Origin of the sequence: Eubacterium sp. An3 (assembly GCF_002159465.1) — a bacterium.
Classification (GTDB): Bacteria; Bacillota; Clostridia; order Lachnospirales; family Lachnospiraceae; genus Anaerobutyricum; species Anaerobutyricum stercoris.
In genome coordinates this window covers 199,148-218,717 of record NZ_NFIR01000001.1, presented here as the reverse complement: position 1 = coordinate 218,717, position 19,570 = coordinate 199,148, and the positions used below count along the sequence as shown (strand labels likewise).

Sequence of the window (19,570 nt, the reverse complement as noted above, 5' to 3'; positions counted from 1 at the left end):
AAGTATGTTGCATCCTGTTTTTCATTTACAGTAAATGAAATGTAAATCAACCCAGTGTAATTTATCCTTCTTTTATTGTAAACTCCCCGTTCCTTTTTTTCAACAGACGTTTGCGATAAATTTTTGCCGGTAATACATAAGAAAATGTTTAGCCGAATTAAACTATTGTGCAAAATGCCCCGGAGGACAGCAACATTTTCCTCTCCGGGGCAAAATGATATCCGACGGTCTTTATTACTCTGACACTTCCTCCGTTCCGCCGGCTGCCGTGTCGCTGCCGGCAGTTCCGTCCGCAGCCGCCGTGCTCTCTTCCGGCGCCGCTTCTCTGGTGCCGACGCGGACCACCCGGTCCTTTTTGCGGTAAACGCAATAAGCTTCTTTTTTCGTGGATATTTTCTTTCCTTTTTTATTATAAATGTTACGGTATGTCTGCACCACATATCCGTCATGACCGGAAGACACCACCGTGCTTGTTCCGGCGTCCATGTCCGGATCATCCTGGTACACAGTTCCGCAGGAGTTGACCTGGAGAGTCTCCGCCGTCATCTCCACATAGGTGTCGTCCAGCTTGGCTCCGTAGATCGTACAGGTTACCTGCCCGCCGGAATAGGAAGCGGCTATCTTGATCGGATAGTCCGTATTGTTTTTAAACTGATAATCCGGACCGCCCCAGGATACAGTCGCATCCATGCCGATACCGATATACGCAGACACATAAGAATGATTATGATGTTCCACTATCTCCAGATCCGACAGCAGAGTCGCCTTGTACAGCGTGGAGGATACCTGGCAGATGCCGCCGCCCACTTCCTGCACCGACTCGCCGTTGGAGTAGGCCGGCGCAGCCTGGTAGCCCCGCTCTGTGGTTCTCTCGCCAAGCGCATCATTATATGAAAATGTCTCTCCCGGCAGCAGGATAGTTCCATCCAGAGTTTCTGCCGCAAGATCCACATTGGACACTCTGGCGCTGGAGCCGCTCACGTTGGTGGTACAGCTTCCCAGCTTATCCTTAAACAAATGCTTCTTGAGATTCTTGGTCGTGATCTTCGGTTTCTTTACTTTCAGAGGAACAACCACATCTTCCCCTTCCGCTGCCGCGTCAAAGGACGCTTTGGCGCTGTCCACATCGAAACTGATCCCCTTGACCGACTTTACGATCTTATAATTCTTCTTCGGATTCAGAGTGGCGTTGGACTTCTTTGTGTGAATCGTATCATAAATAGCCTGGATGTCTGTGGCCTCCACCTGCCCGGTAAGCATCGGACTCTCCAGCACCGTATCAAAATCTTTCTCCGACACCGCCGTCTTTATGGCAGTCACAAGATTCTCCTTATCCACAGAGACTCCTGTCACACCTTTATGAATCACCAGCGAATCTCCCGTCACCTCATAAGTTGTCTGCACCGTTGTATTAATGGCAGACAGCCCGGAAGCATCGATGCTCTCCGTCAGCTTTGCCTCATCTCCCACCTGCGGATGCTGTGTAACATCCTGTCCGAAAATCTTTGCTTTCAGAAGAGCCGCTCCCCTTGTCAGGAAACTGCCGTGGCCGTAATCCATGGCTTTCTCCGCAGCGCTCTCCACATCCATGGAAAGGCACGGCGCCATTGCTACCTGATATTCCGCTCCGTTGGCGCTTACTGTCAGCGCGGCGTCGGCGTATTCCTCCTCAAAGGCCTTCTGAATCCGGTCTGCCGCCTGCTCTGTGGTAAGACCGCCGACTTCCGTTCCGTTGACCTGCACCCCGTCGATAATGGTGTTTTTCTCCGCCATGGAGCAGGTCAGCAGGTAACCGGCGCAAAGCACCACCAGAACAGAAAGTCCCAACAGACTCAGTTTCTTTCGCTGCTTCTTTCTTTGTTGTTTCTTTTCCTGTCTTCTACCCATAATTCGTCATACCTTCTTTATCTTTCTTAAAATAAAAGGAGTCCTGCCTCCATGCAAAAATACATTCCCATGGACAGCAGAACTTCCCTGCGTCTGCTTTTGGACTATTGTAGTACATTTCCCCGAAAAAGAAAAGCGAAATATCCCAAAATATGACGAATTATGTTTTTTTATTTTTGCGCCTGAAAGGGGCGGTCTGACCGGCATCGTCCGGCTTTCCCATCTTGTACCGCTCAGTCCCCCATCATACCTATGCTTTCTCTTCCGGCAGCAGATTACGCATGCCGTTCAAGCTGATGCACAGGGTCGATGTATTATGCAGCAGAGCCGACACGGTCGGCGGCAGGATTCCCGCCACGCCGAGAACAATGAGTCCAGCATTAAAGCTCATGATAGCTCTGTAGTTGTTCTGGATGCGCCGCATCAGACAACTGCTGATGGTCTTTAATGTAACGATGCCCTGCAGATTATCCTCACCGATGGTAATGTCGGCAATCTCTCTGGCAATCTCCGCACCGTCGCTGATGGCGATACCCACGTCAGCGGCGGAGAGAGCCGGCGAATCGTTGATGCCGTCTCCAATCATAATAACCTTCCGTCCGGCATTTTTCTCCTTCTCGATGAATCTCGCCTTGTCTTCCGGCAGCACCTCAGAATAATACTCGTCCACACCGACCCGTGAGGCGATGGATTTTGCCGTCCGCTCGCTGTCTCCGGTCATCATGACTACTTTGGTGATGCCAATATTTTTTAACTGCCTTATGACGTCGGCTGCTTCTTCTCTCAGAGGGTCTTCGATACAGATGACCGCTGTCAGCTTTCCTTCTATGGCCATATAGAGATGCGAATATTCATCCGGAAGGCTGTGGAAGATTTCTTCTTTCTCCTCCGGAATGGTACATTTCTCATCTTCAAAGACAAAATGATAACTTCCGATGACGGCTTTTTTGCCGTCGATGGTGGAAGAAATGCCATGGGCGATGATGTACTCCACCTTGGAGTGAAGTTCCTCATGGACAAGTCCTTTTTCCTTTGCCGCCTGTACCACCGCTTTCGCCATGGAATGTGGAAAATGTTCTTCAAGACAGGCAGCGATGCGCAACAGTTCATCCGGCTGCTCACCGTTAAAAGATACCACATCCACCACCGTCGGCCGTGCCTTAGTAAGGGTTCCTGTTTTATCAAAAACGATGGTCTGCGCTTCCGCCATAGCTTCCATGGATTTGCCGCCTTTGACGGTGATCTTATAAGTGCTGGCTTCCCGGATGGCCGACAGTACAGAGATCGGCATGGCCAGCTTCAATGCACAGGAAAAATCCACCATGAGTACAGACAGTGCCTTTGTGGCATTGCGGGTCAGCAGATAGGTAAGTCCCGTTCCCAGAAGGGTGTATGGAACCAGTTTGTCCGCCAGATGCTCTGCCTTGCTTTCCAGCGCGGATTTCAGCTGTTCGGATTCCTCGATCATGGTGACAATTTTTTCAAAACGGCTGGATCCGTTAGTTTCCTTCACCTGAAGGGTGATCTCTCCTTCTTCCACCACCGTTCCGGCATAGACATAGCCGCCCGCGCATTTACGAACCGGAAGCGCCTCACCGGTGAGAGAAGACTGATTGACCATGGCCTCGCCCTCGGTCACAACCCCGTCAAAAGGAATTACATTTCCCATATGTACCCGGACCTGATCTCCCGCCTGAATCATATTGACAGGAACAAGAACCTCCTGTCCTTCCCGCATCAGCCAGACTTTGCTGATGTTTAAGGACATGCTGTTTGCCAGATCGTCCACTGACTTTTTATGGGTCCATTCTTCCAGGATCTCGCCGACGCCCAGCAGGAACATGATGGAGGACGCCGTATTGATATTGCCCCGGATCATGGAGATGGCGATGGCAGTGCCGTCCAGCACCGGAACCTCTATTTTTCCTTTCGCCAGTGTCTGAATACCGTGTTTAATATATTTTAATGATTTCGCAGCCGTGAGAACAGCCCGCAATGGATACGGAATAAACAGCCTTCCTCCGTAATACAGAACAATTCTGTTGATGAGCTTATCCCAGTATTCCTGGTTCAGCCTCCGGCTGCTGCTCTGCCGGCAGTCTGCGGGAACCTTCACATCCTCCATGCAGAAATCTCTGACGACCTGCAGGAGCTCCTCTCTCTTTCCGGTATAACGGATAACAATATCTCCGGTGCGCTCCTGCACCTTGACGGAATCCACCATTTCCCGGCAGCTCAGATAATATTGGAGAGCGTCCGCCTCTGCGTCAGTCAGCTTGTTCCGGCAGCTCTGCAGACGGATTCTTCCCCGGATTTCATGTTTGATCCTAAACTTCATCGGAATTCTCTTTTTCTTCTTCAGAAGTGCAGACTACTTCTTCGTCCTCTGCAGCTCTCTCTTCATTAATCTGCTGAGCCTCTGCGTAGATATCCTCTGCATTCTCCTGAATGGTTGTAGCTGTGTTCATGATACATTCTTTCGCACGAAGCGCCGCTGCCGTACAGTTTGTATATACTTTCTTTGCCTCTTTACTGGACAGGATCTTGATTCCGGCCGTACCGAATAATACGCCGGCAGCGAAAATTCCTGTTTTCTTTCCATCAATTTTTGATAAACATTTCAAACAATTTAACATGTCCATACCTCCTATTTGTGCTTATACCCGGTGTACATTGTCATAAACAAACAAAAAATAAGCGCCCACGCCCAGAATTTATGTTTTTCCATCTGACAATCCTCCCTGTGTTTTGATTTTTTTCTATTCTAACTCTGTGCACTGAGTATTTCCATATTTTTTCTTTTATTGAAAAACTTTATCAATTGTCTGTACATTTTTGAGGCATTATTGCGTGGGAATCCCCGCAGAACTTTCAATAAACAAAAAAAGACACGGCATAAAAACCGTGTCTCTGAAAGTAATGGGCGGAGGTGGATTCGAACCACCGAAGCAATTTGCAGCAGATTTACAGTCTGTCCCCTTTGGCCACTCGGGAATCCACCCATTCCATATGCAGTTTGCATATCTGACAGTTTTTGATTATAACGGATTCGTCTGCAAAAATCAAGCAGTTTTTCCGTAGATTACTGTAAAAATAAGTTTATTTTTTCGGAACCGCTTTCAGAAGAATCGCTGTTATCGCCGGAAGAGTAATCTCCAGCACCCCGCCCTGCACCGGACAGACTGCCGGTTCCAGAGTAAAATCCGCCTCCCGGCTCATGATGATCCTCTGCAGCTCTTCTTCTTCCGTCACGCCAATCTCCCAGACAGGCACGCGGACCTTTGCCTCATCAAAACCGCCGTTGATAAGAACGACCATTTTTTCGTGAGCAGTAAATCTTCCGTAGCAGATGACTTTGTAGGCGCCTTCCAGATATTTCAAAGAGCCTGTAAGCAGCGCTTCATGTTCTTTGTGGATCCGTATCATCTTCCGGTGATATTCAATGAGCCCCTGATCTTCATGTCCCCACGGATACGTCCTCCGGTTATCCGGATCGGTCCAGCCGGTGACGCCGGCTTCGTCGCCATAATACAGCATCGGCGCACCCGGCCAGGTCATCTGCAGCATGACCGCCGCCCGCATAATCCCCTTATTGACATTGGCATCCGCGGCTTCCGGTCCCATACTCTCCGTTCTTCCTACCGTCTGATTTGTTCTTGTGAGGAATCGGGAATGGTCGTGATTAGACAGTTCGTTCATGGATACAAGCAGGGACGGATACTGAAAGCGGGACATATGATACATCATGGAGTCCAGAAACGCTCTGGTGTTGCCCAACAGGTCGCTGCGCTTCTCATCGCTGTGCTTCTCCATGCCGGTGAAGAACCATGTCACCGGCTCCATAAACGCATTGTAGTTCATGACCGTATCCCACTGATCGCCTTCCAGCCATTCTCCCGGATCGTCATAGTGTTCCGCCAAAATGATAGCCTCCGGGTTGGCCTCCTTTACGGCAGTCCGGAAATCTCTCCAGAACTGATGATTCATTTCCTCTCCATAGCCCAGATCAGCCGCCACATCCAGCCGCCAGCCGTCCACGTTGTACGGCGGCGAGACCCATTTCCTGCCTATTTTCAGGATGTACTCATAGAGCTGCCTGGACTCCTCATAATTAAGCTTCGGCAGCGTCCGGTGACCCCACCAGCCGTCATATTCCTCATTGTACGGCCACTCCTCTTCGTTATAAAACTTAAAATAATTATGATACGGACTGTTTTTATCCACGTACGCGCCCTTTTCATAGCCGTATTGATTCTCGTAAAGCCGCTCGGCGTCCATCCATTTGTTAAAAGAACCGCAGTGATTGAAGACTCCGTCCAGAATCACGCGCATCCCTCTGCTATGTACCTCTTCCACAAACTTCACAAAAAATGCATTGCTGGCTTCCAGGTTTCTCTTATCGGTCACGCGGGAAATGTACTTGGTCGCCTGGATGTTGTTGAGGGCGCCCTCCGGCAGCACTTCTCCCTCATCCACAGCGATGGTCGTAAAATGCGGGTCCACGTAATCATAATCCTGAATATCGTATTTATGATTGGACGGGGATACAAAGATCGGATTCAGGTAAAGGACGTCTACGCCCAGCTCCTGCAAATAATCCAGATGGTCAAGAACCCCCTGCAGATCGCCGCCGTAAAATTCCCGGACTCCCATTTTTGCCGGATATTTGTTCCAGTCAGTCACCCGGGTCACGGGCTCCCCTATATAAATATATTCTCTGTCCAGCACATCATTGGACGGATCACCGTTGGCAAAACGATCCACATATATCTGATAGAATACGGCTCCTTTCGCCCAGTCCGGGGTGGAAAAACCCGGAGTGATCTCATAATTAAAAAATGAGTCAAGCTCCTTCCTCGGCCCCATCTTATTAAAGAAGCACACTTTTCCGCCGGCATGTACTTCGAAATAATACTTTACAGCTTCTTCATCCACCGTGATATGCGTCTCATAAAAATCAAAAAGTCTGTCTCGTGAAGCAAGCTTCATCTCTGTCCGTTCTTCCCCCGCACAAAAATATACATGCTCCACATTTTCTCTTGCTGTCCGGAAACGAATCTTTACCTCATCCCCCGCCTTCGGCTCCATAGGCTGCACAAAATTAGGCCCGCCGTCTGTAAACAGTGCCTGCTGGTTCAGGATTGGTTTCGTCCTTTGAATATGCAATTGGACTTTTTCTGATAATGACAGATTCTGAAACATTCCCATTATCGTTCCCTCAATTTATCTTTCTATTTTGATATACGCTCTATTTTCGATTGGCCGGCTCCACGTTGATGGCCTTGCCTTTAATCTTCACATTCTTCATGGCATCCAGCACATCGGAAGCGACATCCCGCGGCACTTCCACAAAAGTATATTTATCATACAGATCAATGGATCCCACCAGATTACCCGGGATACCCGATTCGCCCGCAATGGCTCCCAAAATATCTCCCGGACGGATGCCCTGCTTCTTTCCTATATTAATGAAAAGACGCACCATGCCCTCTTCCGCGCCGGTATCCCCGAAATCCTCTTTTTCCTGGGCGCATCTGCCTTCGGAATTGCCGAGAATCTCCGCCAGAAATGCAGCGGCCACATCCATTGTTGTATAATCTTTCTCATTAACGAAAGCCTCTATCATATTAATATAACGCTTTAAGTCCTGGTCTTCAATATAAGAATCGAGCCTTTCAAAGATTTTTTCAACCCGTGTTTCCGTGACATCATTAAGTGATGGGATCGGCTGCGCCTTGATTTTGGCACGGCAGTATTTTTTGATTTCTCTAAGTTTATAGACCTCCCGGCCTACCACGAAACTGAACGCCATACCCGCCTTTCCGGCACGTCCGGTTCTTCCGATTCTGTGAACGTAATACTCTTCATCCTGCGGCAGATCATAGTTGAACACCGCGTCCACATCATCCACGTCGATTCCGCGGGCAGCCACGTCCGTCGCCACCAGAATATCTGTCTTTCCGTTCCGGAAACTGCGCATGACTCTGTCGCGCATGGTCTGTTTCATATCGCCGTGGAGGCCTTCCGCAAAATATCCCCGGCCCTGCAGATCCTGCACCAGCTCGTCAACACCTTTCTTGGTGTTGCAGAATACCACCGACAGCTTTGGATCGTAAATGTCCAGAAGACGGGAAAGTACTTCGCTCTTGTTCTTCGGGCGCACTTCATAATAATATTGGGTAATATTCGGCACCGTCAGTTCTTTGCGCACTACTTTGATAGTCTGCGGGCTGTGCTGATATTTTTTGGTCAGTTCCAGAATCGGTCTCGGCATAGTGGCGGAAAAAAGCAGCGTCTGCCGGTCTTCCCGGATATCGCTTAGGATTGTCTCGATGTCCTCCCGGAATCCCATATCCAGCATTTCGTCCGCCTCGTCCAGTACCACTGTGCTGATCTCGTCAAACTTTACCGTTTTTCTTCTCATATGGTCCATAATCCGTCCCGGCGTACCGATGATCACCTGCACGCCTGCTTTCAGCGAACGAATCTGTTTGGAAATCTCCTGTCCGCCGTAGATTGGCAGAACTTTTACCGACGGCATATATTTGGCAAGCTTCCGGATTTCGTCCGCCACCTGAATGGCCAGCTCTCTGGTCGGGCAGATAACCATAGCCTGTGGTTTTTTCAGCTTCGGATGAATCTTCTGAAGAATCGGGATGGCGAAGGCCGCGGTTTTACCCGTTCCTGTCTGCGCCTGACCGACCACATCCGCCCCGGAAAGCTCCACCGGAATCGCCCTCGCCTGAATCGGCGTCATCTCCTCAAACCCCATGTGGGCGATGGCTTTTAAAATCTCCGGTTTAATATCTAATTCCATAAACTGTAATGAATCCATGTATGTCTCTCTTTCTATTTCGTATATTTTCTTTTTACAGTGTTTTTGCCATAATTTTTCGGATTTGTCTGCCGTGCAATATAGAATCACTCCCATTGCACAAAAATAGAGCCCGGACGCTCTCCGGACTCCATAATCCGTTCATATGTAAATTCTACTGATAAAAGATAACATAGGCTGTTCAGAAAGTCAAACAATAAACGAAATTCCGCCCCTTCTCCGGCTCTCTTTCCAATACACATCTTCTCTTCTGTCTTTTTTCACAGGAAAAACTTCTCTGCACTTTCGTACTTCAGCAGGGTCAATGTCCCCAATGAGCAGGCTCTCTTCCTCGCAGAATCGGGTCAGCCGCTCTCCCCGCGGACCGTAGAGGGCGGAATGTCCGTTATAGGCGATGCCGCCGCCTTCTCCCACCCGGTTGACACCCGCCACGAAAGCCTGATTCTCGATGGCTCTTACTTTCAGCAGGCAGTCCCAGTCGTCGATTCTGCTGACCGGCCAGTTGGCGATGACGAAAATCACCTCGCTGTCCGCTGAACTGATCTGAAAGATCTCCGGGAAACGGAGATCGTAGCATACAAATCCTCCCAACACCGTATCCTTCCACGGCAGGGTGTCTATCTTTTCTCCTCCCTGGAAATAATCTCCTTCCTGACCAAAAGTAAAAGGATGAATCTTAGCGTAACTCATACGGATTTCTCCTTTTTCCGCTGCAGCAAGCCAATTCTGATACTTCTTCCAGCCGGGATGCCTGAGCAGTTCCTGTTGTTCCACCGGCGCAGGATATCCAAATACCAGAGTTATTTCATATTTCAGACTCATTTTCTTAAAAAACTGTACCTGTTCCTGCCAGTTTTCTGTGGTTTTTTCCACATTCATGGAAAAACCGGTCAGACTCATTTCAGGAAACGCCAAAAGCTCCACCTGATGCTCTTTTGCCTTTTTTATAAATTTCTCTGCTTTTTCCTTATTCTTCTGTACATTTTCCCAAATGATATCCATCTGCGCCAATCCAATTCTCATAAAACTCTCCTTATTTTTCTGCGGCCGTTTTATTCGCTGTCATATATACACGAATCCACAGCCGCTTTCCCGAAAATATACGTAAAATCAGGGGTTGCATTTTCGCTATCGATGTGATAGTATTTAAACACTTGATACATAGTTTTTAAAACTACATCATATAATATTTGTATGTTATTATATCTTCTGATGTACTGACACATTTCTTTTAGATGGAAACGTACCGGCGCATCAGGCTGCGTTTTTTTCATAATAACACAGCCGGGAAGAAAACAGTAGTATAAAGGAGGTATTTTCATGAATACACGTTTAAAAGATCCTGGAAGCGCAATTACACATCTGATCGCCATGGGCGGCGCTGTCATCTGCTCTTTCCCGCTGATTTTCAAGGCGGCCCAGAGCGACAGTACAGTTGCTGTTGTTTCTATGGCCGTGTTTATCGGAAGTATGATTCTTCTTTATGGCGCCAGCAGCCTGTATCATTCCCTGGATATTTCCGCCAAGGTGAATCTGCTGTTCCGCCGCATCGACCACGCCATGATATTTGTATTGATCGCCGGTTCCTATACGCCGGTATGTCTGCTGGCTCTGCCGGCAAGCACCGGTATCCCGCTTCTGATTCTTGTATGGTCAGCTGCAGTCATCGGCATCGGCCTTAAAATATTTATCATCAATTGTCCGCACTGGGTAAGCTCCATCATCTATATCGCCATGGGCTGGACCTGTGTGCTGGTATTTAAACCATTGGTAACCGCTCTTCCTGCCGCAGCTTTCGGATGGCTTCTGGCAGGCGGCATCATTTACACTATCGGAGGCGTCCTTTACGGTCTTAAGCTGCCTGTATTTGACAAGCTTCCAAAAAGTTTCGGCAGTCATGAGATTTTCCATCTGTTTGTGATGGGCGGCAGCTTCTGCCATTTCATTTTCATGTATGTTTATATGCTGTAACGCTTACACACTGCGCACAGAGAGCCGTCCTGGCGGCGGCTCTCCGTGCTGGTAGTTTGTAATAGATTTACATCCTTAATCATTTTTTGCGCGAACCGGTTCGGATCCAAGGGCTTATGGTCCTGGATCAGGGCCGGTTTTTTTATGAAGGGCTGCGCATAACCGGAGAAGTTATCTCGTTTTACTCTGAATCAGCGCAAGCTTCTCCTTCTTTGTCAACTGTTTGATGGCATATTCCCGTTTCAGGGCTTCCTGCTTTGTCTCGTATTCCTCATAGTATACGAGACGCACAGGAGCCCTGTTCTTCGTGTATTTTGCACCTTTACCCGCATTATGTGCTTTGATTCTTTTTTCAAGATCTGTCGTCCACCCGGTATAAAGGGTTCCGTCACGACATTCTACAATGTATGTATACTGCATTTGTATTCCTTTCTGCATTTTTCCCTTTGTATTCTTTCCGGGAGGGCCGCTGCCGGTCCTCCCTATCTTATCAGCCGGAGACTTCTTGTATATTATCTGTGGAATCATACAAAGGATATTGTTTCTGCAATTGTATCATAAATCCGGCTGTATTTTTCACAGGTTTTTACACCTTGTTTATTTTATGCAGAAATGCGACGGAGGTTACAAAGGGATGCGGATGCGCCGGCGGCATTATGCGCGGTGTGCCGGGCGAAACTCTGACTTTTTTCAGCGCTGGCTCCTGCTCTTCACCGGGCCCCGGCTTTTTACGCCTCCAGATAATCTGTCGGATTCACCGTCTCGCCCTTGTAGGTCATTTTGAAAAACAGGTGCGGGCCTTCCAGCGTAAAAGACCTTGTCGGTTCCGCCACTGTGGCGATGACATCGCCTTCTTTTACTTCATCACCGATCTCATAGTTGACATTTTCCACCTGCGAATAGGATACTTCATAATACTCCCCGATTACCATGGTCACTGTAGTCCCATAGCGATCAGATTTTGCAATGTTGACGATTCTTCCGTCCGCCGTAGCGATCACATCCTCGCCTTTTTTAGCGCCGATGAGAATACCATCGTTGCAGGCGTACTGATCAAGTGTTGTGTAGTAAACCGTGGTATCCATGCTGTATGGAAGAATCACATTTCCCATCACCGGCCATGGCATCTTACTGCTTCCGTCATAGCTGAAATGACTAAGATCCGCTTCCTGTCCATCCTCCTCTGATGTATCCGAAACATTTTCTTCGTCGTCCCGGTCTTCATTATCCCGGTCTCCTCCCACCTGGCTCTGATCATTTCCGCCGTTTTCGGCTTCCTCATCTGCCGGCCGGCTTTCTCCAGTATCAGCGCCGGTATTGTCCCCGCCGATTCCGGTGCGGGAATCACTGTTGTCGTCCAATCTTCCTTCCTCACCGTTTTCCACGCGGGCTTCTCCCGAACTTATGACGTCATCATTGTTTCCAATGGTCTCTGTCACATCTGTATCCTTTTTCTCCTGCCGGTTATTTCCAAATTGAATATTATAGGCCGTGAGAACGGATAGAATCAAAAATGCTGCAATAACCAAACTTGAAATATATTTTTTGTTTAAAAGTTTATTTGGTCTTTTCATATCATCACCTCTGGCTATAGCTTTGCCAGCGGATGAAAATTTATACATTTTTTGTGATTTTTTTCTCTCCGGCAAAAGCATCCTGAAGCTCCGTCCCCGGATAATAGTAAGAAAGTATTGTAGCCGCAGACAAATCTTTTTGTGCCAGGGCATTGGCTCCGTAAAGGCTCATTCCCATGCTGTGTCCTTTGCCGATGGTCACAATGCGCAAGCGATCTCCGTAATTTTCCAGATAAAAATTTGTAGAATTGAGGGAAAAAATATCTTTCCATTCTTCTCCCGTCCATTTATTATCTTTTGTTTTTACACTCTGAACAAATCCATTTTCTGTCTGTTTCTCGATTTTGAGATTGTTTTTACAGCTCTCCTCCATCTCTGTATACCCCGCATCGGAAAGCATTTTGACGCAATCTTTGTAGGACATTATTTTTACATCCATGTACTCCTCTGATTCCACGTCCTGACTGCTGTCCACGCTGATAAGATAAGGCACATCCACAGAATAAATCTCACTGGCAGAAACCGTTTTTCCAATGCTGACCGGATGGTACAGTGCGTCAATGAGGCTCCCTCCATAACAGAGTACCTGTCCAAATGTCTCTTCGGAGGCTTCCTCCAGCCGGTTATTAAGCTCCAGCCATACTTTTCTTCCATTATTTTGCTCCAATTCATCTTCGGAAATGTAATCCAGCGACAGATCCTCTGCTTTGACTTCCTTTTTATCTCCAACTGCTTTGACAAAATTTGTTCTGCATACAATTACCCACGCTTTCAATGCTTCCTCCTCCCTGGCGTAGGATAATTCTGAAGCAGCCATACCGATAACAAAGTCTTCGCCGTCAATCTGGTCTCCATTTTCCAGCGTCACTATCACTCCCATTTTTCTCTGATTTCCTCCGGTTTTTCCCGTGATGAGCATCGTACAGATGCCCGGCAGAAAAAGACTCAGACTCAAAATCAGAACTGCCTGAATTATTTTTTTCATCTTATATTATATTGTACCGGCGCCGGCTTTATGTCTGTTGCGTCTGCAAAAAGATTCACGCTCCAGGGCGGTGCCTCAAAAGATTTTACCTCAGAAATTGTAAAATCACAAAAGAATACTTGTACTTTATGGCTAATTTACATTTACTTTCCCTTCTCTTATTTATATAATATATGCAATAGAGTTTAAAATTTGGATACGTATGCGCTTTTGTAGAAAGGAGCGAGTATGGCGAGAGATATGATTAACAACGGGATCAATGCAGAAGATAAATCCCGTATGATACAGGAATACGTTCCCGGCAAACAGATCACTCTGGCGCACATGGTTACCCGGCCGAAGGCTTCCGTTTATAAAAAACTGGGGCTTCCTGATGATTACCACGATGCCATCGGCATCATGACCATTACCCCGTCAGAAGCTACGATCATAGCAGCTGATATCTGCACGAAAGCTGCTTCCATTAAACTTGGATTCGTCGATCGTTTTTCCGGCTCTGTTATTATTGTCGGTTCCACAGCTAATGTGGAATCTGCGCTCAACAGCGTGATAACTACATTTTATAACAAGCTGGGCTTTGACACAGTTGCCATCACCAAAACGTGACAGGGGACGTAGATTATGAAGATTATGCTAATCGGCCCTTCAGCTGCCGGAAAGACAACATTGATTCAGCGCCTTATTGATAAGGAGATTAAATATGATAAGACGCAGACTGTAGAATATGTGGGGAATTTCATTGATACCCCCGGTGAATATATGCAGCAGCGCGGATACTGGGGTTCTCTGACCATCACGTCGCACGATGCAGATATCATTGGACTCGTACAGGATTCCACCAGTGAGGACTGCTGGTTTTCCGGCGGTCTTACCACAAAGTTTGAGAAACCTGTGGTCGGCATTCTCACAAAGATTGACCGGAAAGATTCCAACCAGAGTCAGGCGCGCTCTTATCTGGAACTGGCAGGATGCAGAGATATCTTTGCCGTCAGTTCTTATACCGGCGAGGGTGTGGATGAACTTTCAGACAGTCTTCATGCGATGGTTGAGAGATATAAAAAGGAGAATGCCCGTCGTTACGAAGCAGATTATTTTGATTAAATAACACAATAGACGCTTATTTCAAATCAGAGAGTACCCGAAAAAGGAGGAGGTGACACCTTGATTATACTGACCAAAGAGAATGTGACCGACTATGTAAAATCAAGGCTTGATTTTTTTAATACAGACGGCGGTCCTGTGACGGTTTCCGCCATCGGGGAGGGTTCTGTCGAAGAGGATGGAGACGGTTTTATCAATATGGTTTTCCGCGTCTCCGATGGGAAGTATTTCCTTATAGTCAAACAGTCCACAGCAGAGCCTCGCTGCAAGGGGGATTTCGTACTGGACGTCAACCGTTTCAAACTGGAATATGAATCCATGCAGATTCGCAAGGCGATTATTCCGGATTTGATTCCTGATTTGTACGATTGCGATGATGAAAACCGGATTTTTATCACAGAGGATGTATCCCGTCTCAGAATATCCCGTTTTCAGCTTTTAAAGGGGGTTACTTATCCTCTCCTGGCAGAACAGGTTGCCCGCTATATGGCTGCCAATAATTTCTACACATCAGAATTCTATCTGGACGGAAAAACATTCCGCGATCTGTCCGTACATTTTATGAATTCTACCATGCGTGATATTATGGATGTGGGCATGTTCCTTACCAGTGTTTCTCCGGAAGATACGGTAGGCCGTCCTCTGGATCCGGATTTTGTCACATTTTCAAAAAGAATCTGTGCCGATCCGGCTGTACAGCTTTCCAGGCAAAAGCTCCGTCATCTTTTTATGACTAAGGGCGAATGTCTGATTCATGGAGATTTACATACATCCAATATTTTTGCCAGCCAGACTGAGGCCAAAATTATTGATATGGAATATACATTCTGCGGACCATTTTCTTATGACATGGGATATTTCCTTGCAAACTTTATCGCACAATATGCAGCGGCGCTTTTCCGTCCGTATAAGACGGAGCAGGCACGTGTTATGTTCAAGGATTATTGTCTGTTCATGATCAGGGAAACATACTGCAAGTTCTGTGATTATTTCTGCCGCTACTGGGATGAAGACGCCAAACAGGTATATCAGCATGTTCCGGGACTGCAGCAGGATTTCCGCCTGACCACACTGAGAGAGTTTATCGGCTTTGCCGCTTCTGCTATGCTGGGGCGGATTGCAGGAGATATTCCTTATCCGGATTATGACGACATTGATGATTATGTGCAGCGGCATAACGCCAAATGCTACTCCATTATCCTCAATCGTCAGATGCTGGTTAAATGGGAACAGTATAATACCATCGACGAATTCATCTCAGACATGCTTACCGTGGAGGAAATCTACTGCCGGTATGCAAAAGAATATGACGAACAGCGGGCTGACGCCGGTTCCACGGCCGGACAGAACAGAAAATAGAAGGGAGGATTTTCATTATGATAATTTTAACAAAAGAAAATATTGTTTCTTATATTAATGACAATGTCCCTTCCATCAAACTGGAGGAACCTGTCCAGGTAAATGTTATTGGTGACGGAGAGCTCAGCGAGGATGTGGAAGGCGACGGCTACTGCAATTTTGTATTCCGTGTTGCAGACGCCCACTCTTCTTATATCGTAAAGCAGTCCACCAGCCATCTGCGCCGGCGGGGACAGCCGATCACACCGAAGCGCAACCGCTATGAATATGAGATCATGCAGCTTCGTTCCAAGATTGTTCCTCAGTATGTACCGTCTCTTTACCATGGAGATTTTGAAAATAATATTTTTATCATGGAAGACGTTTCTAATCTGAAACTGGTTCGCTATCAGATGAATGAGAACCACCGGCTGCCGGAGCTGGCCAGCCAGGCCGCCCAGTATCTTGCCGCTACTCATTTTTATACATCAGAGTTTTATCTGGATTCCGAGGAGTTCCGCAGTCTTCTCTCCTATTTTATGAACGCCGAGATCCGGCATGTCATGGAAGACGGCATCTTTCTTGGTATCTTTGGTTCCGATGAGTTTGACCCAGCCTGCGGCCCGGACTTTGAGGAATACTGCCGCAATATTTATAAGGATACAGAGATTACCTTCCAGCGTTTTAAACTGCGTCATCTGTTCATGAGCAAGTCAGAGACTCTGATTCACGGCGACTTCCACACATCCAATATGTTTGCGGATGATACGCATTTGAAGGTCATTGATATGGAATATACTTTCGGAGCTCCTTTCTCCTATGATTTAGGGTTTATTCTGGCCAATATCATCAGCCAGTTTTGTTCCGCTGCTTTCCGTCCTTTTGAAGAAGAAAGCGAGAGAAAGGTCTGTCTCTCATATCTGATTTCAATTATGCATCTGCTCTATACTGATTACATTCAGTATTTCTTTGAATACTGGGAAAAGGACGCCAAACTGGAGTATAAGCTGGCAAAAGGCTACAAAGAATCTCTTGCCCTGGATATTCTCCGGGAATGCTTTGGATTCGCTGCCTGCGCTAATCTCTGCCGTGTCTGCGGCACCATGCAGACTGCCGACTTTGATCATATCACGGATAATCATCTTCGTACTCAGGCGAAGTTCCTTTCCATTGAGATTGACGAACTTCTTTTCCGCAAGTGGTTCACTTATAATACTATTGAAGAACCGCTTGATGATATGATCACTTTACTAAAAAAACGCAGAGAACTTTTATAGACAGCCGTCAATCTTTTTCGGAAGTTATTAATTACGGAAGTCATTAAAAGCTTTTTTACAAAAAAAGATATCCCTCAAAGCCTTCTGCTTTTCAGCACGTCGTTTTTTGAGGGATATTTCTTTTTGCAGTTTTTTCGAAAAACTTTTTATTGTTGATTCTATGGGATTTATTATAAATAATATTGTATGTTTTTATCTGTCAGACTCCTCAATCCTATCTCCAGGAAAAAACATTAAACTTGGACGTTTTGTGTTCCAATTCCAGGGAATCCTTCGCTATTTTGTAGGAATCGAGGTAGCAGTAGGTTGCTCCTTCTTCTTCCGGCTGATCGTCATGGAAACGTTTTTCTGAATCAACTTTTACCGTCATGCTCCAGCATGGCTCCAGGACATTTGTGCTCCGGTAAAAGAGGTCAAACATAACCACTCCGATTCCTTCTCTCGGATCTTTGAATGTAAAAGACGGCTCACCGTTCTCTTCCAGACCGTTCATCCGGCACATTCCGATAAAATTTAAAATGATTTTCTTATTTTTCTCACCAATTGGGATATATGTTTCTGCCATAATAGTCTCCTTTTTTCAGCTCAAAAAGGCTGCCCGGATAGAGCAGCCTTTTTTATTTTTGTTATTATGCCTTGCACGGTTTCTCACGCCATGCTGCCTTCGCTTTGCAATGGCGTGGCGACAAATCCGCATCGTTATTTCAGCAGGTTTTCCACGATTGATGGGTGTGGACGTGGAATGATGGATGTGGAGGTTACTTCTCCGCTGATGCTCAGCTTAGCAAGACAGGCGTTTACTGCCGATCTTACGGAAGATACTTCACCGGTGATAACCAGGTATCCTTTTCCACCTAAACCTCTTGCAATTCTTAAATCAACAATACTTACTTTGGAAGCTTTTACTGCAACATCGGCTGCGATAACTGCTGTCAAAGCGGAGATTGTCTCAATTGCACCAACTGCCTGAATATTCTCTGTATTGGTAAATCCGGAAATTGCCGGAAGAACTTCTTCACGAACATTATCAAGAATGTGTGTATCGATCAGGTAGATGCCGCTCACGAGCTCTGCTTTGCTCATAGCTGCTTTTACCGGACCTACGTGTCCGCCAACGATAATCACATACTTGCCAGGGCAGATTGGTGTAGCTAATAATAATTCTACATTTCCTGCTTTTACCATCTCATCAGCCGTCTGGATACCTACAGGAATGCTCTTAATTTCTACAAATCCAACTGCTTTTCTCACTGCGTAAACACCATCCTTTATTTTTCGATTGCAATACAACCGTCAGCGATTTCTTTGATCGTACCGCTGATACTAGCATGAATACAAGCACCTAATTTACCTTCTGCAGGTTTTGCGATCACATCGCCTTTTGCAACTGTATCACCAACATTTACACACGGAACTGCCGGAGCGCCGATGTGCTGTCCGCACGGAATAGAAACATGGTCTATCTCTTTTGGAAGTTCTGTCAATGGTGCAGCCACATTGTATTTTGAGAGTCCCAGATTAGCAATAAGCTTCTTAATCGGATATTTTTTGTATTCTCTCATTGGATGTGCTGATTCAGGCGCATTGTTTAATGAATTTCTGATACCCTGTTTTGCCATGATACCTTTTAATTCGTGATTTACCTTCCATGGCTGGAGGTTCATAACGCAGGCATACTGACAAAGACGGCATTCTGAACATAAGAATGCGATCATTGGAGTGTCAGAACCATCGCACAGATGGCCGTAACTAGCAAATCTGATAGTCTTATGCGGAGCAATTCTATGTCCTATCAAATTACGAGGACATACTTCTGTACAAAGGCTGCAGTGACAGCACGCAGCTTTTGCGATATGAAGCATTTTGGAAATGTCCATCTTCACATCCTGAATCAACGGATGACTTTCCGGTAATACGATCAGACCTTTGGTTGTCTTGGTAATCTTGGAGTCCAGAGGAACATGTTTACCCATCATAGGGCCGCCGTTGATAACAACATAAGGACCATCCACAGTAACGCCGCCCGCCAGTTCAAGAGCTTCGCCGACTGTCATGCCGAGAGGCAGCTTCATAGTCACATGATTCTTTACTTCTCCGGCAAATGTTACATAGGAATCCGTCACCGGCTGATCCTCATAGTATGCGTTGTAAATGTTAAGAACTGTCTCAACATTGGAAACGATCACGCCTACGTTTAATGGAATACCGCCTTCCGGAACAATTCTTCCTGTCACCTCATATACCGTAACCTGTTCATCACCCGCTGGGTAAAAGTTTTCGAGAAGATGAAGGCTAAAGCCTTCATACTCCCCAATAAGCCCGTTAAAGCTGTTAATTGCTGCTGTATAATGATCCTTTAAAGCAATAACCACTTTATCTGCGCCTACGGTTTCTTTGATGAGCTTTAAGCCTTCAAGGATTTTTTTTGTCTCGACTGCCATCAGCTGCTGGTCTACTCTTAACAGCGGCTCGCACTCCGCACCGTTAAGGATGACATATTCAGCTTTGGCGTTCACTTTTACATGAGTAGGAAAACCTGCGCCACCGGCGCCTACGATACCGGACTGAGCGATAATATCAATAAGGTTTTTTTCCATTTTAC

At 46.6% G+C, this 19,570-nt stretch carries 17 protein-coding genes and 1 tRNA gene; 5 read left to right on the top strand and 13 right to left on the bottom strand.

The window, feature by feature from the left end:
• Positions 1–234 precede the first annotated feature (234 nt).
• From B5F87_RS00995 to B5F87_RS00965, 7 genes are all read right to left on the bottom strand, one after another.
• The gene (locus B5F87_RS00995; protein WP_087275452.1) at positions 235–1,887 is read right to left on the bottom strand and encodes a VanW family protein; all 1,653 of its coding nucleotides are present in this window, start codon (positions 1,885–1,887) and stop codon (positions 235–237) included.
• 250 nt (positions 1,888–2,137) lie between these two features.
• Positions 2,138–4,225 carry a heavy metal translocating P-type ATPase gene (locus B5F87_RS00990; RefSeq protein ID WP_087275450.1) on the bottom strand — a complete coding sequence of 696 codons (2,088 nt, stop codon included), beginning with the start codon at positions 4,223–4,225 and terminating at the stop codon, positions 2,138–2,140.
• Complete coding sequence (locus B5F87_RS00985) at positions 4,215–4,523, bottom strand: DUF6110 family protein (protein WP_087275448.1); 309 nt, start codon at positions 4,521–4,523, stop codon at positions 4,215–4,217. The genes B5F87_RS00990 and B5F87_RS00985 overlap by 11 nt, the downstream gene beginning before the upstream one ends.
• A gap of 284 nt (positions 4,524–4,807) precedes the next feature.
• Positions 4,808–4,889, bottom strand: a tRNA-Tyr gene (locus B5F87_RS00980).
• A 97-nt stretch (positions 4,890–4,986) separates the two neighbouring features.
• Positions 4,987–7,095: a glycoside hydrolase family 13 protein gene (locus B5F87_RS00975; RefSeq protein ID WP_343215698.1), complete on the bottom strand. Its 2,109-nt coding sequence runs from the start codon at positions 7,093–7,095 to the stop codon at positions 4,987–4,989.
• Positions 7,096–7,135: 40 nt separating this feature from the next.
• Positions 7,136–8,722: a DEAD/DEAH box helicase gene (locus tag B5F87_RS00970; protein ID WP_087276117.1), complete on the bottom strand. Its 1,587-nt coding sequence runs from the start codon at positions 8,720–8,722 to the stop codon at positions 7,136–7,138.
• A gap of 189 nt (positions 8,723–8,911) precedes the next feature.
• Positions 8,912–9,745, bottom strand: a complete 834-nt coding sequence (locus B5F87_RS00965) for a nitrilase-related carbon-nitrogen hydrolase (RefSeq protein WP_087275446.1) — start codon at positions 9,743–9,745, stop codon at positions 8,912–8,914.
• Positions 9,746–10,042: 297 nt separating this feature from the next.
• On the opposite strand from B5F87_RS00965, the gene B5F87_RS00960 reads away from it, so the two are divergent.
• Positions 10,043–10,693 (top strand): hemolysin III family protein, encoded by a 651-nt coding sequence (locus B5F87_RS00960; RefSeq protein WP_087275444.1) that lies wholly within the window; start codon positions 10,043–10,045, stop codon positions 10,691–10,693.
• A 171-nt stretch (positions 10,694–10,864) separates the two neighbouring features.
• Here B5F87_RS00960 and B5F87_RS00955 read toward each other — a convergent pair whose 3' ends face one another.
• The 3 genes from B5F87_RS00955 to B5F87_RS00945 form a co-directional block, all read right to left on the bottom strand.
• Positions 10,865–11,113 carry a GIY-YIG nuclease family protein gene (locus tag B5F87_RS00955; protein ID WP_087276114.1) on the bottom strand — a complete coding sequence of 83 codons (249 nt, stop codon included), beginning with the start codon at positions 11,111–11,113 and terminating at the stop codon, positions 10,865–10,867.
• 308 nt (positions 11,114–11,421) lie between these two features.
• A complete protein-coding gene (locus B5F87_RS00950) occupies positions 11,422–12,267 on the bottom strand; it encodes a M23 family metallopeptidase (protein ID WP_158096904.1) in 846 nt (281 codons plus the stop codon).
• Positions 12,268–12,307: 40 nt separating this feature from the next.
• A complete protein-coding gene (locus B5F87_RS00945) occupies positions 12,308–13,222 on the bottom strand; it encodes a SpoIID/LytB domain-containing protein (RefSeq protein WP_158096903.1) in 915 nt (304 codons plus the stop codon).
• Positions 13,223–13,507: 285 nt separating this feature from the next.
• Here B5F87_RS00945 and B5F87_RS00940 point away from each other — a divergent pair, with 285 nt between their 5' ends.
• The 4 genes from B5F87_RS00940 to B5F87_RS00925 are packed head-to-tail and all read left to right on the top strand — an operon-like array spanning position 13,508 to position 16,968.
• Positions 13,508–13,858, top strand: coding sequence for a BMC domain-containing protein (locus tag B5F87_RS00940; RefSeq protein ID WP_204246034.1), 351 nt, complete (start codon positions 13,508–13,510; stop codon positions 13,856–13,858).
• A gap of 15 nt (positions 13,859–13,873) precedes the next feature.
• A complete protein-coding gene (gene eutP, locus B5F87_RS00935) occupies positions 13,874–14,353 on the top strand; it encodes a EutP/PduV family microcompartment system protein (protein WP_087275436.1) in 480 nt (159 codons plus the stop codon).
• A gap of 60 nt (positions 14,354–14,413) precedes the next feature.
• Positions 14,414–15,712, top strand: a complete 1,299-nt coding sequence (locus B5F87_RS00930) for a phosphotransferase (RefSeq protein ID WP_087275433.1) — start codon at positions 14,414–14,416, stop codon at positions 15,710–15,712.
• Between the two features lie 17 nt (positions 15,713–15,729).
• On the top strand, positions 15,730–16,968 hold the full coding sequence (locus tag B5F87_RS00925; protein ID WP_087275431.1) for a phosphotransferase: 1,239 nt from the start codon (positions 15,730–15,732) through the stop codon (positions 16,966–16,968).
• A 214-nt stretch (positions 16,969–17,182) separates the two neighbouring features.
• Here the strand turns inward: B5F87_RS00925 and B5F87_RS00920 are convergent, their stop codons facing one another.
• From B5F87_RS00920 to B5F87_RS00910, 3 genes are all read right to left on the bottom strand, one after another.
• Positions 17,183–17,533 carry a hypothetical protein gene (locus B5F87_RS00920; RefSeq protein WP_087275429.1) on the bottom strand — a complete coding sequence of 117 codons (351 nt, stop codon included), beginning with the start codon at positions 17,531–17,533 and terminating at the stop codon, positions 17,183–17,185.
• Between the two features lie 134 nt (positions 17,534–17,667).
• Entirely contained in the window at positions 17,668–18,219 is a 552-nt protein-coding gene (locus B5F87_RS00915) for a BMC domain-containing protein (protein ID WP_087275426.1), read from the bottom strand.
• A 17-nt stretch (positions 18,220–18,236) separates the two neighbouring features.
• Positions 18,237–19,565 (bottom strand): 4Fe-4S dicluster domain-containing protein, encoded by a 1,329-nt coding sequence (locus B5F87_RS00910; protein WP_087275423.1) that lies wholly within the window; start codon positions 19,563–19,565, stop codon positions 18,237–18,239.
• Positions 19,566–19,570: the final 5 nt, after the last annotated feature.